At 72.7% G+C, this 16780-nt stretch carries 13 protein-coding genes and 1 pseudogene; 4 read left to right on the forward strand and 10 right to left on the reverse strand.

Annotation, left to right across the window (positions count from 1 at the left end):
- Positions 1-89: 89 nt before the first annotated feature.
- Both ACIP63_RS36765 and ACIP63_RS36770 read right to left on the reverse strand, forming a co-directional pair.
- A complete protein-coding gene (locus ACIP63_RS36765; protein ID WP_401524970.1) occupies positions 90-1547 on the reverse strand; it encodes an aldehyde dehydrogenase family protein in 1458 nt (485 codons plus the stop codon).
- A 54-nt stretch (positions 1548-1601) separates the two neighbouring features.
- A complete protein-coding gene (locus tag ACIP63_RS36770) occupies positions 1602-2486 on the reverse strand; it encodes a helix-turn-helix transcriptional regulator (protein ID WP_356713820.1) in 885 nt (294 codons plus the stop codon).
- Positions 2487-2824: 338 nt separating this feature from the next.
- Here ACIP63_RS36770 and ACIP63_RS36775 point away from each other — a divergent pair, with 338 nt between their 5' ends.
- Entirely contained in the window at positions 2825-3364 is a 540-nt protein-coding gene (locus tag ACIP63_RS36775; RefSeq protein WP_401524973.1) for an ATP-binding protein, read from the forward strand.
- Positions 3365-3462: 98 nt separating this feature from the next.
- On the opposite strand, the gene ACIP63_RS36780 is transcribed toward ACIP63_RS36775, so the two are convergent.
- The 4 genes from ACIP63_RS36780 to ACIP63_RS36795 form a co-directional block, all read right to left on the reverse strand.
- The gene (locus tag ACIP63_RS36780) at positions 3463-3705 is read right to left on the reverse strand and encodes a DUF397 domain-containing protein (protein WP_401524976.1); all 243 of its coding nucleotides are present in this window, start codon (positions 3703-3705) and stop codon (positions 3463-3465) included.
- A gap of 437 nt (positions 3706-4142) precedes the next feature.
- Complete coding sequence (locus tag ACIP63_RS36785; RefSeq protein WP_401524978.1) at positions 4143-6224, reverse strand: FUSC family protein; 2082 nt, start codon at positions 6222-6224, stop codon at positions 4143-4145.
- Positions 6225-6277: 53 nt separating this feature from the next.
- Positions 6278-7453: a DUF2786 domain-containing protein gene (locus ACIP63_RS36790; protein WP_401524981.1), complete on the reverse strand. Its 1176-nt coding sequence runs from the start codon at positions 7451-7453 to the stop codon at positions 6278-6280.
- 39 nt (positions 7454-7492) lie between these two features.
- Positions 7493-8422 carry an NADP-dependent oxidoreductase gene (locus tag ACIP63_RS36795; RefSeq protein ID WP_401524984.1) on the reverse strand — a complete coding sequence of 310 codons (930 nt, stop codon included), beginning with the start codon at positions 8420-8422 and terminating at the stop codon, positions 7493-7495.
- Positions 8423-8579: 157 nt separating this feature from the next.
- Between ACIP63_RS36795 and ACIP63_RS36800 the strand changes: the two are divergent.
- Positions 8580-10286: pseudogene (locus tag ACIP63_RS36800) on the forward strand (bifunctional 3'-5' exonuclease/DNA polymerase).
- Positions 10287-10384: 98 nt separating this feature from the next.
- On the opposite strand, the gene ACIP63_RS36805 reads toward ACIP63_RS36800, so the two are convergent.
- A complete protein-coding gene (locus tag ACIP63_RS36805; RefSeq protein WP_401524987.1) occupies positions 10385-11230 on the reverse strand; it encodes a carbohydrate-binding protein in 846 nt (281 codons plus the stop codon).
- An 84-nt stretch (positions 11231-11314) separates the two neighbouring features.
- Positions 11315-12682: an alpha-lytic protease prodomain-containing protein gene (locus tag ACIP63_RS36810; protein ID WP_401524989.1), complete on the reverse strand. Its 1368-nt coding sequence runs from the start codon at positions 12680-12682 to the stop codon at positions 11315-11317.
- 183 nt (positions 12683-12865) lie between these two features.
- Between ACIP63_RS36810 and ACIP63_RS36815 the strand changes: the two genes are divergently transcribed.
- On the forward strand, positions 12866-13915 hold the full coding sequence (locus tag ACIP63_RS36815; protein WP_401524991.1) for a DUF2804 domain-containing protein: 1050 nt from the start codon (positions 12866-12868) through the stop codon (positions 13913-13915).
- Between the two features lie 37 nt (positions 13916-13952).
- Complete coding sequence (locus tag ACIP63_RS36820) at positions 13953-14633, forward strand: phosphotransferase (protein WP_401524994.1); 681 nt, start codon at positions 13953-13955, stop codon at positions 14631-14633.
- A 40-nt stretch (positions 14634-14673) separates the two neighbouring features.
- Here the strand turns inward: ACIP63_RS36820 and ACIP63_RS36825 are convergent, their stop codons facing one another.
- Both ACIP63_RS36825 and ACIP63_RS36830 read right to left on the reverse strand, forming a co-directional pair.
- A complete protein-coding gene (locus ACIP63_RS36825; protein ID WP_401524997.1) occupies positions 14674-15318 on the reverse strand; it encodes a LuxR C-terminal-related transcriptional regulator in 645 nt (214 codons plus the stop codon).
- A gap of 7 nt (positions 15319-15325) precedes the next feature.
- The gene (locus tag ACIP63_RS36830) at positions 15326-16615 is read right to left on the reverse strand and encodes a sensor histidine kinase (RefSeq protein ID WP_401525000.1); all 1290 of its coding nucleotides are present in this window, start codon (positions 16613-16615) and stop codon (positions 15326-15328) included.
- Positions 16616-16780 lie beyond the last annotated feature (165 nt).

Genomic DNA, 16780 nt, shown 5'->3' on the forward strand with positions numbered 1-16780 from the left:
ACCCTTTGTAGTCAACTTTGACCAGGGTAGCCCTCCTCTTCGGGCCCCTCAGGCCGGACCCTGTCCTCGGTCCGCGCGTCGGAGAGGGGTCAGAAAGGAAAGACCGTTCGCCCGTGCTGCACCGAGATCCACTTACGGGTGGTGAACGCCTCCACGGCGGCCTCGCCGTTCAGCCGCCCCATGCCGGACCTCTTCTCGCCCCCGAACGCGACCGCCGGATCGTCCTGCACGGTCGCGCCGTTCACATGGAACATCCCGCCTCTGATGCGCCGGGCGAAGCGCACCCCGCGCTCCGCGTCGGCCGTGTGGACGGCGCCGCTCAGCCCGTAGGGGCTGTCGTTGACGATGCGGACGGCGTCGTCCTCGCCGTCGAACGGCACCAGCAGCGCCACGGGGCCGAAGATCTCCTGCTCCAGCAGCGGCGACCCCTCCGGCAGCCCGGTCAGTACGGTCGGCTCCACGAGGTTGCCGCGCGTGCGACCCCGCACGAGCGCGGTGGCACCGGCCTCGACCGCCCCGTCGACCAGCGCGGTCAGCGCCTCGGCCTGGAACGCGTCGACGACCGGCCCGATGCGGGTGCCGGGGTCGCGCGGATCCCCTGAGACGAGGCCGGACACCGCGGCCGTGAACCGCCCGGTGAACTCCTCCTCCACGGACCGGTCCACCAGGATGCGGTTGGCGGCCATGCTGACCTGCCCCTGGAACAGGAAGCGGCTGTAGACGGCCGCCCGGACCGCGTGGTCGAGGTCGGCGTCCTCCAGCACGACCAGGGCGCTGTTGCCGCTCAGTTCGAGGATGGTCCGCTTGAACAGCCCGGCGGCGACGGCGGCGACGTGACGGCCGACCCGGTCCGAGCCGCTGAACGCGATCACCTTGGGCACGGGGTGCTGGATGAAGGCGTCGCCGATCTCGGCGCTGTCGGTGATCAGGACGTTGAGGAGCCCCGGGGGAAGCCCCGCGTCCTCGAAGATCCGCGCGACCATGCTCCCGCCGGCGATCGGGGCGTTCTGATGGGGCTTCACCACGACCGCGTTGCCGAGCGCGAGCGCGGGGGCGACGGTCTTCATCGTCACCAGGAAAGGGAAATTGAAGGCGCTGATCACACCGATGACCCCGACGGGCAGCCGGTAGACCCGGTTCTCCTTGCCGTCGGTGACCGAGGGCAGCAGCTGGGCCGACGGGCGCATCGCCTGTCCCGCCGCCTCGCGCAGGAACTCCTGAGCGGTCCGCACCTCGAATTCGGCCCTCGCCCGGGTGCCGCCGAGCTCATCGATGATCAGCTCGGTGATTTCGTCGCAGCGCTCCCCGACGAGCCGTACGGCGTTCTCCAGAACCGCCCGCCGCGCATAAGCGCCGGCCACCGCCCATTCCCGCTGCGCGCGTTCGGCGGCCCGGTAAGCAAGGTCGACTTCCGCCGCGGTGGCCACGGTGACGGAGCAGAGTTTCTCGCCGTTGTAAGGATTGAAATCAATGATGTCCCACGCACCGTTGCCGGTCAGCCACTCGCCGTCGATGTACTGGCGGGCCAGTTCACTGGGGAAGGACATGCAATCCCTTACTGCAGGCGCAGACTCCTGTCGGTCACTCATCGTACTGTCGAATCACGTCAGTTGAAGGAGTCCCCGGAGAAGATCCCGGCTCTCCTCGGGGCCCGGACTGTCCTCGTGGAGCCGGACCATGGCCTTTTCGTACTGGGCGACTTCTTCGGCCTTGTCCAGATAGAGCGCACTTGTCAGCTGCTCCAGATAGACGATGTCCGACAGATCGGATTCCGGGAAACGCAGCATCGTGAATGCCCCGCTCTCACCGGCGTGGCCGCCGAAGCTGAAGGGCATCACCTGGAGAGTGATATTCGGCTGCTCCGACATATCGATCAGATGCCGCAATTGCGCACGCATCACCTCACGCCCGCCGTACGGACGACGCAGCGCCGCCTCGTCGAGCACGGCGTGGAAGCGCGGGGCGCGCTCGGAGACCAGCGCCTTCTGCCGCGCCAGGCGCAGCGCGACCCTGCGGTCGATCTCGGCGGCCGGGGCGCCGGGCATGCCACGCGCGACGACGGCATGGGCGTACGCCTCGGTCTGCAACAGCCCGTGGACGAACTGGACTTCGTAGATCCGGATGAGCGAGGCCGCCCCTTCCAGTCCGATATACGTCTGGAACCAGCCGGGCAGCACATCGCCGTAACTGTGCCACCAGCCCGCCACGTTGGCCTCACGGGCCAGACCGAGGAGCGAGTCCCGCTCCGCCTCGTCCGTGACTCCGTAGAGCGTGAGCAGGTCCTCGACGTCCCTGGCCTTGAAGCTCACCCGTCCCAACTCCATGCGGCTGATCTTCGATTCGGAGGCACGGATGGAGTAGCCGGCCGCCTCACGGGTGATGCCCCGCGACTCGCGCAGGCGCCTGAGCTGTGAGCCCAGGAGGATGCGCCGCACCACAGAACCACTCGACTCGCCTGCCGACACCGGCTTCCCAGCCCTCCCCATCGCTTCCCGTACTTCGGGGTCCCCCCGAACCCCGGAGGCGGATTCTGCCACCAAAACGCTTCAGCCCGTACTCATTCGATTACAGAAATAGCAAGACTTTCTGAAAGCTTCAAAACTGTGAAGCGGAAGAAATGACTCGAACCGGTACGCTATCGGGCAGAGCACGCGCGTGCACGTGCATCTGCCCTTGCATCTGCCGTGCGCATTCGGAACCATGGTCCCCGCGCACCTGCATGCTCGTTCGTGTTGTGCCGCTGTACCCGCAGTGCCCGCTAGAAGCAGTGCCGCTACAGCCGCGAATCCCGGGAGTGCCTCGCATGGGGACGAATGGATCGACGATGCTCGAGCCGTTACGGCAGGGGCTTCCGCCCATCGACCCCTCAGCGGTCGCGGGCTCGGCCTCCTGCACGCTTCCGGCCCGGTACGAAGCGGTGGGCGGTGCGCGGAGGTTCACCCGTACGACGCTGAACTCCTGGGATCTGGGCGAACGGTTCGACGATGTCGCCCTGGTCGTGTCCGAGCTGGTCACCAACGCGCTGCGGCACGCCCTTCCGGCCGACACGGCGCGGGAGCGGCAGGACTCCTCCGTACGGCTGCATCTGATGCGCTGGTCCTCGCGCCTGGTGTGCGCGGTGCGCGATCCCAGCGAGAAGGGGCCGGTCGCGGGCGAGGCGCCTGATTCGGCCGAGTCCGGCCGGGGCCTGTTCCTCGTCGAGTCGTTCAGCGACTGCTGGGGCTGGCACCCCTCCCCCGTACCGGTCGGCGACACCGCGCCCGAGGGAAGGTTCGGAAAGGTGGTCTGGGCCCTGTTCCGGCTGACGGACCACACGACGGCGGAGCGCCCCGTCCCGGTCGACGCGTTCCCCGACAGCCTGTAGTACGGCGCGCCCCGGGGCGTACCGGCGTGCGCCCGGGCCGCGGCTCGCGGCGTTCCCCGATCGCGCCGCCGTACGCCCAACTGCGGTGTTCCGTGCGTTCAGCCGCCCGCGGTCAGGTGGTCGAACTCCCCGTCCTTGACGCCCAGCAGCAGCGCCTCGATCTCCGCCGGCGTATAGACCAGCGCGGGCCCGTCGGGGTGACGCGAGTTCCGCATCGCCACATTTCCGCCGGGCAGTTTCGCGAACTCCACGCATGATCCCTGGGAGTTGCTGTGTCTGCTCTTCTGCCAGACGACCCCGCGAAGCTCTGTGGCCGCCATGCCGTTGTACACGTGGTGCACAGGACGCTCCCCGAGTTGCAAGGTGCAAGTGTCAACTAGCTCGGATCATAGCTGTGTTCATATGCCAATGCATGAGCAGATGCACGTGCACGCCGGGTGCGCGCGCGATTACAGTTTCGCCCCGATCCGCCCGTCCGTCCGTTCACCCGCCCCCGCCTCTATGAGGAACAGACGAACGGCACGCCAATTCGGCTCCCGTTTCCCGGAGTTGTTCTCTTCTCCCCTGGTAGCTCGGCGCGGCCTTTCGGCAGTGAATCCACGAGGGGGAACTCCCATATGGACAGGTTTCCGCGCTCCGTCGCTCTTGCCGCCGCCGGTCTCCTCGTCGTGTTCGGCCTGACCGCCCGCGGCGGTGACGATCCCGCCGGTGACAAGGCCCCGGACACCGGAGCTGCCCACGGGCCTGCCGGAGGTCCCCGCTCGCTAACGCCCCCGCCTCAGGCCCGTCCGCTGCTGATCTCCAGTGCCCGCGAGAAGTCCTCCAGGGCGCGGAGCAGCAGGGTCGCCCCGTTGCGTACGAAGGAATCGGGCGGCGCCCCCTCGGCGGCGTCGCGGCGCGCCAGCGCCTCCTTGACCGGAGCCCAGTCCGGGACGCGGCGCTCCCGCACCGCCTTCGCGCCCTCCTCGGTGGCCCGGCGCAGCGCGTCGGCCAGCCCGGCGGCCTCGGGTACGGGGGTGGCGGAGGCGGCGGGCAGATGGGCCTCCATGAGCATCGCGACGCGGCCGAACTGGGCGAGCGCGTCCTGGGCGTCCGCGGCGGAGGTCCGGGAGATGCCCCGGTGGCGTACGGGTTCGTGCTGGGCCGTCTCCAGCGCCTCCTGCCAGGCGACGCGGGCCTCCCGGGTGGTGAGGAGGGCGGTGCGCACCTCCTCCAGGGTCCTGGACGCGGGATCGGCGTACCGGTCGAGGACCGTGGCCGCGTAACGCCCGTCCGTGATCACCCAGGCGGCGAGCCGGTCGCGCAGCCGCGGGGTCTCCCAGGCCGGGTAGACGGCGTACGCCACCATCGCGAGCAGACCGCCCAGGAGGGTCAGCACGACCCGCTCGGGCACCGTCTGGGACCAGTCGTCGCCCGCCATCCCGAGCAGGAAGACGACATAGGCGGAGGCACAGACCTGGCCGACCGCGTATCCGGTGCGCATCAGCAGGTACATCAGCGCGGCACAGACGACGGCGAGCACGGCGGAGAGCTCCGCGTTCGGGTGCGCGACCTGCACGATGCCGGTGGCGACGGCGACGCCGAGCACGGTGCCCATGAAGCGGCCCACGGACCGCGAGTACGTATGGGTGAACTCGGGGCGCATCACCATCACGGCGGTCATGGGCGCCCAGTAACCGTGTCCGAACGGCAGCGCCAGCCCGATGACGTAGCCCGCCGCGGTCACCGCCGAGACCCGTTCCGCGTGGCGCAGGATCGTCGAACCCCGGCGCAGTTCGCGGCGCATGGAGCTGAGGACGACGGGGATCAGCTTCAGCAGAGTGGGCCGGCGCCGGTGCGAGACGAGGGGCTCGCCGGGCGTCCTGTCGTCCGTGCCGGTCCCCTCGGCGATCTCGATGACGTCGGCGAGCAGCGACGTGAGCCGGTCGGCGGCCCTGCGGGGCGGACCCGTGAGGATCACCTCGGTGTCGGGGGACTTCAGCACCGAGAGCGCCGTCTCGTCCAGCCGCACCGGGTCGCCTGTGCGTACCGCCCGGGCGGCGGAGTCGAGCAGGGAGCCGGCGGCGCCGAGGATCTCCCGTGCCCAGTAGCGTTCGGGTCCCTCGGCCGGGACTCCCAGGGCGGGGTCCGCCAGCGAGGCGAGGACCGGCCGCAGCCGTTCGGCGACCCCGCGCGCGCCGTGCAGGTCGGCGGGACGGCGCCGGGCCTGGCGGGGGGTGACGGCGGCGGCGTTGCGCGCGGTCATCAGCGGCACGGGGTCGAAGGGCGCCACCGGGTCGTGCCGCAGCCTGCGGGCGTAGTCGGCCTCACCCGCCAGGGCGTCGGCGAGCGCGTCGCGCTGGGCCCCCCATCTGCGGACCGGGAACAGCACGATCAGTGCCGCCTGGACGAGCCCCCCGAACGCCATCATCGCCGCGTGGGCGGCGGCGTCGGCGACGGAGGTGGGCAGGGTGATCGTGACCAGCATGATCGCGACGTTGGAGCCCGCGATGATGCCGCCCGTCGGGCCCGCGGCCCAGGCCAGCCCGGCGGTGAACGTCCAGAGGACCAGCAGGGCCAGGAACAGCAGGGTGTGGGAGACGGTGACGTAGCCGACGAACGTCGACACGGCCAGACTGGCTCCGGAGACCAGCGCGAGCACGGGCCGGGGGCGCCAGCTGCGCTGGAAGGTGGCGATGGCCGCCTGGTACGCGCCGAACGCGGAGCCGGCGGCGATCACCGGGCCGAAGAGCACCAGGCTCACCCCGACGACGAGCGCGAGGCCCGCGGCGCCGCGCAACGCGATGAGCGGTTCGAGACGCCGCCGCTCGATCGTCAGCCCCGAGCGGGCGGTCTCCTTCAGCGCCCGGAGCCAGCTCATGGACCGAGACTAGCCGGATGACGGACAACCCCGACTTGTGCCGCTCCGTCGGCCTAACGGCGGATTTCCGGCCCTCCTCCGCCCATCCGGGCCCGGTCGGCCGCGGCCGTGCCGTGGTTCCAGCCCTCCGCGTCGGTCGCCCCGCGCAGCCGGGTGGTGGTGGTCCTCGGGAACATCTGCTCCGCCGTGTCGGTCACGGCGACGTCCCGGGCCGCCAGGACCGGCAGCAGGGCACCGGCGTCACCGTCGCGGCCTTCCGCGCCGGCCTCCGAGCCGGCCGCGGCGGTGACCCGCTCGGTGTCCGCCGTGAGCCGGCTGCCCAGGCGCTGGGCGTACGCCATCAGGAAGGACTGCCGGAACGTTTTGGTCCGCTTGCGCCCGCCGGCCCGCTGCCCGGCCTCCGCCTTCGTCATCGCCGCCGTGCCCTGCACCAGCAGGGAGGTGAAGAGCAGTTCCACGGCCTCCAGGTCCGGCTCGAAGCCCACGACCGTGGTGAAACCGAGATCGCTGTTCCAGACGGCACGGCAGCGGTTCGCCGAGGCGACGGAGTCGAGCAGGACGGCCTTGGCGCTCTCGTACGGGGGGTCGACCCCGATCCGGACGGCCCCCGGGGTGTCGGCACTGTGCGTACGCGCGGCGAGGAGCGCCTCGTCGATGCTGTGCCGGGCCATCAGCTCCTGCGCCTTGGTGGTGAGCGCCTCGGCCTCCTCCGGGAAACCGGTCGCCTCCGCCTTGGCGAGCAGCGCCCGGATCCTGGTGAGCATGCGGGGTTCACCGTGGGCCGGCGGACGGTGCGGAGCGTCGGCGGCCGTGCCGGGCACCGGCCCGACCGGCTCGATGACGGGGAGCCGCAGCAGCAGGCGGTACAGCTCCAGGAGTGCGGAGGCGTACGTGAAGCGGTCGGGCCGGTTGCGCGGCGCCGGGGCGGGCATGGCGGCGAGCTGGTCCGCCCAGCGCGGGGGCAGCCGCGCGTAGGCCGCGGTCTCCCCCGTGATCAGGGCGGAGGCGAGCGCGGCGCCGTCCTCGTCCAGCTCCCGGCGGACGGTCCGCAGGACGTCGGCGGGCTGCCAGCCGCGCGTCCAGGCGCGCCGGACGAACTCCTGGCCGCGTCGGTGCAGCTCCTCGTCGGCGGACGGGTCCGCGGCGAGGAGGGAGGCGCCGGTGTCCAGGCCCGCGTCGTCGTCCGCGTACAGGGCCGCGGCACACGCCCGGTCGATCACCGATTCCATCGTGCCAGCGTAAGGGCTGTCCCTCGCGCGGCCGGGCGCTCAGTGTTCCCCGGGAAGCAGGACGAGCTTGCCCCGCACGTGTCCGGCCTCGCTCAGTTCCTGGGCCCTCGCCGCGTCACCGAGCGCGAAGGTCTGCCCGACGGGGATCCGCAGAGCGCCGACCGCCGCCGCCTCCGCGTACTCCGCGAGCCGCCTGCCCTCGTCCGGACCGCTTCCGCCGCCCGCCGAGAACGCCACCCCGTAACGGGCCGCGTCCGGGTCGGCGATGGTGGCGATCCGGTCGGCCGTACCGCCGCGCAGCTCGACCGAGTCCGCCAGCGCGCCCCTGCCCGCCACGTCGAACACGGCGTCCACGCCCTGCGGCGCGGCCTCCCGTACCCGGTCCACCAGGCCGTCCCCGTACGCCACCGGAACCGCGCCGAGCACCCGCAGATAGTCGTGGTTGGCCGGTGAGGCGGTCCCGATGACCGTGGCCCCCCGGGCGGCGGCCATCTGGACGGCGGCGGAACCGACCGCACCGGACGCCCCGTGCACCAGCAGGGTCTCGCCCGCGGCCACCGTGAGCTCGTCGAGCACCCGGGCGGCGGTCGCGGTCGCCACGGGCAGCGCCGCCGCCTCCGCCCATCCCAGCCCCTCGGGCTTGGGCGCGACGGATCCCACGTCGGCGAGGACGTACTCCGCGTACGCGCCGGTCGTGCTGCGGCCGAGGACCTCGTCGTCGACGGCGAACTCCGTGACACCGTCGCCGGTCTCGTCGACGACTCCGGCGAACTCGCTGCCGGGTGTGGCGGGCAGCGGGGTGGGGAACGCGGCCTCCATCCAGCCGTTGCGGATCTTGTAGTCGATCGGATTGACCCCGGCGGCCCTGACCGCCACCCGGATCTGCCCGGGCCCGGCGTGGACGTCCTCGACCCGGGCCGGACGCAGGACCTCGGACCCGCCGAACTCCTCGTACACGATCGCTTCCATCACCGTCTCCTCCGCCGCCTGCCGTGGTCCCGGAGCGCGCCGCGCGCACCTCACTCCGATCCTCGCGTCCGTCGGGCGCGCCCGCCCGGTGAGCCGGGGCGGCGCGCCCGCCCGGTGAGCCGGGCCCGCTGTCAGTGCCGGGTGCGAGACTCGGCCCATGACCGAACGTTGGGCTCTGGCCACCGCGGAAGGAGGCGGCGCACTCCTCGCGCCGCTGACGCGCGACGGCCTGCCCGCCGGTCCCGTCCTGGCCGAGCCCGACCTCGTCGAGTCCGTCCGCTCCCGGCCCGAGGTGACCCGCTGGGTCTGGCGCTCGACCGCCGGCATCTACCCCCGGCTGCTCGCCGCGGGCGTGCGGGTCGAGCGGTGCTACGACATCGAGTGCGCCGAGCTGCTGCTGCTCGGCCACGAGGGACGGCTCGGGGAGCCCCGCTCCGCGGCGGCGGCCTGGGCCCGGCTGCGCCGTGCGCCGGTGCCGCCCGATCCGCCGCCCCGCTCGGCGGAGCCCGGCTCCCAGTCCTCCCTCTTCGAGCCGCGTTCCGGCACCGATCTGCCCTTCGAAGCGCTGCTCGAGGTCTACGCCGAGCAGCTGCGCCGTCATGAGACGACGGAGCACCCCGGGAGGATGCGGCTGCTCACGGCCGCCGAGTCCGCGGGCATGCTGGTCGCCGCCGAGATGAACAGATCCGGGCTCCCCTGGCGCGCCGATGTGCACCGAGAGGTGCTGGACGACCTGCTCGGCGAGCGCTACGCGGGAGGCGGCGAGCCCCGGTGACTGGCCGAGGCCGCGGAGGAGGTGTCGGCCGCATTCGGCAGACGGGTGCGGCCCGACCTGCCGGCCGATGTCGTGAAGGCGTTCGCGCAGGCCGGTATCAAGGTCAGGTCGACCCGGCGGTGGGAGCTGGAGGAGCTCGACCATCCGGCGGTGGAGCCGCTGATCCGCTACAAGAAGCTGTACCGCGTCTGGACGGCCCACGGCTGGAGCTGGCTCCAGGACTGGGTGCGCGAGGGCCGCTTCCGCCCCGAGTACCAGCCGGGAGGCACGGTCAGCGGGCGCTGGACGACCAACGGCGGCGGGGCGCTGCAGATCCCCAAGGTGATACGCCAAGCGGTCGTCGCCGACGAGGGCTGGCGGCTGGTGGTGGCGGACGCCGACCAGATGGAGCCCCGGGTGCTGGCCGCGATCTCCCGCGACCGGGGCCTGATGGAGGTGGCCGGACACGAGGGCGACCTCTACAAGGCCCTGTCCGACCGGGCGTTCCACGGCGACCGCGACCACGCCAAGATCGCGCTGCTGGGCGCGATCTACGGGCAGACCTCGGGCGACGGTCTGAAGAACCTCGCGGCGCTGCGGCGGCGGTTCCCGCACGCCGTCGCCTACGTCGACGACGCGGCGAAGGCCGGCGAGGAGGGCCGCCTCGTCCGCACCTGGCTGGGGCGCACGAGCCCGCCCGCCGCCGGAGCGGGAGAGGACGGGGAGGCCGGCATCCCGCAGGAGAGCGAGGAGCCGCCGGCCGGGGAGGGCAGCGGCACCTACGGCTTCACCCCGGGCTACGCCTCGCCGAACGCCCGGGCGCGGGGCCGCTTCACCCGCAACTTCGTGGTGCAGGGAAGCGCGGCGGACTGGGCGCTGCTGCTCCTTGCGGCGCTCCGGCAGAGGCTCACCGCCGCGGGGATGCGGGCGGAGCTGGTGTTCTTCCAGCACGACGAGGTGATCGTGCACTGCCCCGCCGGGGAGGCGCCCGCGGTGGTGGAGGCGATCCGCGAGGCAGGGGAGCTGGCCGGCCGGGTCACGTTCGGGGAGACACCGGTGCGGTTCCCGTTCAGCACGGCGGTCGTCGAGCGCTACTCGGACGCGAAGTAGCGGCGCCACGGCGACACCCCTGAAGGAGCGCACCGGACGGCGACAGGCCGGAAGCCCGGGCCGGGAATGGAGTCCCGGCCCGGGCCGCTGCCGTGTGTCTACCCGCGCTCCCACAGCGCGGGGACCCGCGGCGGTTCCCACCCGGCGATGGCCGAGTGTGCCTGCAGACAGCGGAAGGAGACGCCGTCGTAGGTCACCCGGTCACCGGACCGGTAGGAGGTTCCCGCCGCCCAGGGCGGACCGGTCGGCGGGTCGGTGGGCGGATCGGTGGGCGGATCGGTCGGGTCCGGCTGCTGGGCGACATCGAGCACGAAGTCGAAGGTGCCCTGCCGCCCGGACCCCGCGGTGCGCACGTTCATCAGCAGCGCCGGGTCGTAGAGGGCGTCGGTGGCGTTCCGCGGCTCACCCGGGAAGTAGAGCTGGGTGGTCAGCACGGGGCGCCCCGGCGCCTGGGCCTTCACATGGATGTGCCGGGTGCGCCCGGGATACAGGCCCGCCACCACCGTGGTGAGCGTGAAGGCCCCGTTCGCGTCGGTGAACTGGTGCCCGCGGAAGGCGAACCCGCTCATGTCGTACGCCCCGCCGGCGTCCGCCTGCCAGAAGTCGAGGAGCACTCCCGTCAGTGGTGTGCAGGCCCTGCCGAACACATAACCGCTGACCGTGAGCGGAGTGCCGGGGGTGCCGGACGTCACCAGGCTGGTCCGGAGCGGGGAGTCGGGTTTGAAGTAGGGCCCCTCCATCTGCTCGGGGGTCGGATCGTCCCCGTCGTCGCAGGCCGGCGTAAGCGCCAGGGGAGCGCCGCCGGCACCGGTGTCACGGGCCAGGGCGATGCCCCCGCCCGCGATCAGGGGCACGGCGCTCACCGCGACGGCGGCCCGCAGGAGGTTCTTGCGGCTGATCGGGCGGCCGGGAGGGCCGGCCTCGGAGGATGAACTCTCGGTCATGGCTGCTTCCTCGGTGTACGGGGGCTTCCTCGGACGCGTGTGTCTTGTGAGCCTCGGCTGAGTGCCTAGTGCGCGGAGAGGCCGTCAGATCCGCTGCCAGAGCGCGGGCACGTTCGGCGGCTGCCAGCCGGCCTGCGCCTGGTGGCCCTGCAGACAGCGGTAGCTCGCTCCGCCGTACGTCACCACCGCGCCGGCGGCGTACGTCGATCCCGCGGCCCAGGTTCCGCCCGGGTCGGTCGGCGGGTCGGTCGGATCGGTGGGCGGGTCGGTCGGCGTACCACTGGTGACGAGGGTCAGTCCGTAGGCGGCGAGCGCCGGGTTGACCGGCTGGTAGTACGTCGTACCGCCCTGGGAGCAGTTTCCGGAGCCGCCGGAGGTGACGCCCTGCGCCTGGCTGCCCGAGATGAACGAGCCGCCGGAGTCACCCGGTTCGGCGCAGACACTGGTGCGGGTCACGCCGGAGATGGTGCCCTCCGGGTAGGTGACGCTGCTGCCGTGCTGCTGGATCGTGCCGCAGTGCCAGCCCGTCGTGGAACCGGAGCGGCAGACCGAGGAGCCCACCACGGCCTGGGTGGATCCGGCGACGGTCACATCGCCGTTCCCGTATCCGTTCACCAGGGCGCGGGGCGTCCAGTTGGCGTTGGTGGCGACCCAGGCGTAGTCACGGCCGGGGAAGGTGGAGCCCTGGAAGGAGCCCTGGGCCTGCTGGTTGACCCCGGTGGTGGTGACGCCCGGCGTTCCGCAGTGCCCTGCGGTGACGAATCCGTTCTGCGTACCGCGTTTGACGGGGAAGCCGATGGAACAGCGGCCCGTGCCGTTCATGTAGTACGCGTCGCCGCCGCGCAGATCCGCGTAGGCACGAGGCTGTTCGGTGGAGCGGTCGACCCGCACGAGATCGCGGGAGACCCCCGCCTCCGCCAGGAAGCTGTCCGCCGCCGACGTACGGCCGGCGTTGACGACCAGGCGGTTCGTACGGACGTCGACGTACCAGGACGGCACGTCCTTCGGTGCCTTCTCGAGCGCCACCGCGTCCAGCGCCGCCTTGGCGGCTTCGAGGCGGTCCAGGCTGTGGCCGACGACCTCCGCGCGGGCTCCCGCGGCGGTGATCCGGCCGACGTCGGCGCGGTCGGTGGTGGCGACGACGAGGACGTCGGCCCCGTCGCTCAGCCGGGCTCCGGCGAAGTCCGCGCCGAGGGACTTCTCCAGCGCCGCCGCGACGGCCGCCGCCCGGTACTCGTCCGCTATCCGGGCCCTGGCCTCGTCGGCGTCCAGACCGAGGTCACGGCTCATGGCTTCGATCAGTCCCGGCGAGAGCCGGTCGGCGGCGGGCACGGCGCCGCCCGCCTGGCCGGCCGAGGCGACACCGGTCAGACCGGCGAGGGCGAGCGCGCCCACCGCAACGGCGGCGGCTCCTGCGGCGAACGCGCGTCTGCGGAGCACGGTTGTCTCCACGTCACTCTCCTTGTGTTCGGGGGGCGTCGGGCTCCGGGGGAGCGGAGCCCGGGGGGCGAACTGCCGAAAACGTAGCCGCGCGCGGGCCCGGGACAGGAGATCCCGTCCGCCCCCTCCCACCGCGTTATGGGGCGCGCCGGAGCCGTGCCGGGGCGGGGCGCCGCACCGCTATAGGCTCCGGCCATGGCGACGCACGAGCACGAGATCACCGAGCCCGTCGACCTCTGTCTGTCCGACGGCAGCCTGAACCCGGCGGCGGTCGGCTGGTCCAGGAAGCCGCTGCACCGGGCCAATCTGCGCGGCTGGGGCAGGACGAAGCGGTGGGAACACTGGTGCGTGACCACGCCCACGCATCTGGTGGCCCTGACCGTGAGCGACCTCGACTTCCTGGCACTGAACACGGTCTACGTGCTGGAATTCGGCCCCGGAGGACGCGAGTTCGAGTGCTCCTCGATCGTCCCCGCCGGCCGTGGCGTCCACCTCCCCGACACCGTCGCCGGGGCCCCGGGCTCCGAGGACGTGGTCGTCGGCCCCGCCCGCCCGACCGGCGGCAAGGTGCGCGTCGAGATCCGTGACGAGAACGCCGGCACGAGGCTCCGGGCCCGCTGTCTGACCCCGGAGCGGCTGCCGCTGGAGGTCGGCCTCCTGGTGTCGCGGCCGGAAGGACACGAGTCGCTCTCCGTGGTCGTGCCGTGGAGCGAGCAGCGCTTCCAGTACACCTCCAAGCACACCGCGCTCCCCGCCTCCGGCCGGGTGCGGATCGGCAGCGATCTCCTGACGTTCGGCGGGGACGACACCTGGGCCGTCCTGGACCACGGCCGCGGGCGCTGGCCGCGTACGGTCGACTGGAACTGGGGCGCCGCGTCCGGCCGCACGGGCGGGCACACGGTCGGCCTCCAGTTCGGCGGCCGCTGGACGGAGGGCACCGGCTCCACCGAGAACGGCCTCTGCGTGGACGGCCGGCTCACCAAGATCGGCGAGGAGCTGGACTGGCAGTGGTCCGTCTCCGACCCGCTGGCCCCCTGGACCCTCCGTACGCCCTCGTCCGGCCAGGTGGACCTGACGTTCACCCCGTTCCACAACCGGGCCGTGCACACGGACGTCGGTCTGATCGCCAACCGCACCGACCAGCGCTTCGGGCGCTACAACGGCCGGATCCGTACCGACGACGGGGCCGAGATCGCCGTTGAGCAGCTGCTGGGCTGGGCCGAGGATGTTCACATGCGCTGGTGACTCCCCCGGGCGCGACGACGCGGGTAGGTTGCCCCTCATGCGTATAGGCCCACTCCTGGGCTCGGGACGCACCGCCGACGTGTACGCACTCGACGGCCCCTGGGTCCTGCGCCGCTACCGCGACGGCATCGACGCCACCGGTGAACTGGCCGTGATGTCGTACCTCTCGGCCTCGGGCTACCCCGTCCCCCGCATCGGTCCGCCGGCCGGGGAGGCGCGCCCCGCGGATCTGGTGATGCAACGGCTGACCGGGCCGACGCTGGCCGAGGCGCTCATGACGGGCGCCGTCACCGAGGGCGACGGCGCGGAGCTGCTGGCGCGGCTCCTGCGGGAGCTGCACGCGGTCCCTCCGCGGCTCTCCCACGACCCGGAGGACCGGATCCTCCACCTGGACCTGCACCCGGAGAACGTCATCATGACCCCCGACGGCCCCATGGTGATCGACTGGCTGACGGCCGGCGAGGGCCCGCCCGCGCTGGACCGGGCCATGACCTCGGTGATCCTGGCCCAGGTCGCCCTCGATCCGTCGTTCCCCGCCGGCGCTCAGCTCCGGGAGCTGCTGGCGGCGCTGCTCTCCCGGTTCGCGGACGACGGTGGCGTGCCCGCCGACGCCCTCGCCCGCGCTACCGCCCTGCGCGCGGCGGACCCGCGGCTCACCGCGCACGAGACGGCGGTGCTGGACGAGGCGGCGGAGCTGGTCGCCTCACTGGCGGTCTGACGGCGCTCCTGCCGGCGGCCCGCCGGCGTCCGGGCGCGGGTCACTTCCGCAGGTAGGCCAGCACCGCGAGGACCCGGCGGTTCGTCGCGTCGGTCAGGGACAGGTCCAGCTTGGTGAGGATCGAGCCGAAGTGCTTGCTGACCGTGCCCTCACTGACCGTCAGCGCCTCGGCCACCGAGGCGTTCGACCGGCCCTCCGCCATCAGCGCCAGCACCTCCCTCTCCCGCGCGGTCAGCCGCCCCAGCGGGTCGCGCCGGTGCCTCAGGAGCTGACGCACCACTTCCGGGTCGACGACCGTTCCGCCCTCGGCGACCCGCTGGAGCGCGTCGACGAACTCCTCCACCTTCCCGACACGTTCCTTGAGGAGGTAGCCCACTCCCTCGCCGTCGCAGGAGTCGAGCAACTCCTCGGCGTAGGCCCGCTGGACGTACTGGCTGAGGACCAGGACGGGCAGCCGGGGCCGGGTCTCCCGCAGGGACACGGCGGCGCGGAGGCCTTCGTCGGAGAAGCCGGGCGGCATCCGCACATCCGTCACCACGATGTCGGGGCCGTGTTCGGCGACGGCCTCGGTGAGTTCGCCGGCGGTGCCGACGGACGCCACCACCTGGTGGCCGAACCTCTCCAGCAGGCCTACGAGGCCCTCCCTCAGGAGCACACTGTCCTCGGCCAGCACGATGCGCAGCATCCAACCCTCATTCGATCAGGTGAGCGGGGGCCCGGGGGACGTCCAGCCGGAGCACCGTCGGCCCCCCGGCCGGGCTGGACAGTAGCAGCCGTCCGTCCAGCACGGAGAGCCGGTCGGCGACCCCCTGGAGCCCGGTCCCTCCGGTGGTCGCCGCGCCTCCCGCCCCGTCGTCCCGCACCTCGACGGTCAGCCGCTCGCCGTCGTCCCGGCCCGTCACCCACGCCCGGTCCGCCCCGCTGTGCTTCGCCACGTTGGCCAGCGCCTCACAGAGGGCGAAGTACACGGCGGTCTCCACCGGCTGGGGCAGCCGCTCGGGTATGTCGAGGTCCACCTCGACGGGTACGGCCGAGCGGTCGGCGACGTCCTCGACCGCCGCGGCCAGCCCCCGGTCGGTGAGGACCTGGGGGTGGATGCCCCGGATGAGTTCCCTGATCTCCACCAGGGCTTCCCCCGCCTCCTCGTGCGCCTTGGCCAGCAGTCCGCCCAGCGGCTCGGCCGGGCTCTCCAGCCTGGCGAGCCCGAGCGTCATCGAGAGGGCGACGAGCCGCTGCTGCGCCCCGTCGTGCAGATCGCGCTCGATCCGGCGGCGCTCCGCCTCGAAGGCGTCCACCAGCCTCATCCGGGAGCGGCCCAGCTCCTCGATGCGGGCGTCGAGCCCGTCGGCCGCCGAGGACAGCAGCGCCCGGGTCAGTGCCGCGCGCGCCACCGCCGCCCACCCGAGCGGATAAGCCAGGAGCGGCAGCAGGACCAGCCCGAGCAGGGCGAGCGCGAACGCCTGGGGATACGAGTCCGCCAGATAGAGCTTCAGTACGCGCACCTCCTCGCCGCCGGTGACCACCGCCATGACGACCGGCGCCGCCAGCAGCCCCCCGCAGACCGTCAGTACACCCCCGACGAGCACGCCCTCCAGCGGCCAGAGCACCCCGGCGAACAGCAGCGCGTAGCCGAACTCCCGCCAGGTGGCCTGCTCCCGGAGCCGCGTACGGAGCCATGCCGGCAGACCGGCGCGCGCCGGCGCCCGGTGCGGATCGCCGAGGGGGGCGGGATCGATCAGCCGTAGCCTGCGGCGTTCGGCCGCGGCCACGGGAACACCGATGAGGGCGAGCGTCAGCAGCAGCGGCAGGCCGATGAGCACCAGGGTCAGAGCGCCGCCCACCACGGCCAGCAGCAGGACGGACACGAGGAGGGCCAGCCCCGCCGGGACGCTGCTCAGCAGGTACAGGGCCGCGCGCCACGGCCAGGCGCCGAGGAGGTATCGGCGCCCCACGAGGGCCTGCCGGAGGGTGAGTGAGCTCATGGCCCGCACCGTAGACAGCGCGGGCCGGTCACCACCACCCAGCGGGCGGGGGGGCGGGGGTGGGGGCGGCGCCACCCCCCCGGCAACACCACGCGGCGGAGTGGGCGGGGGGCGCCGCCCGGTGGGTCGAAACCAAGAAAAAACAACCCCCACCCCGAACGGGCC

It is taken from the genome of Streptomyces sp. NPDC088746 (genome assembly GCF_044751065.1).
Classification (GTDB): Bacteria; Actinomycetota; Actinomycetes; order Streptomycetales; family Streptomycetaceae; genus Streptomyces.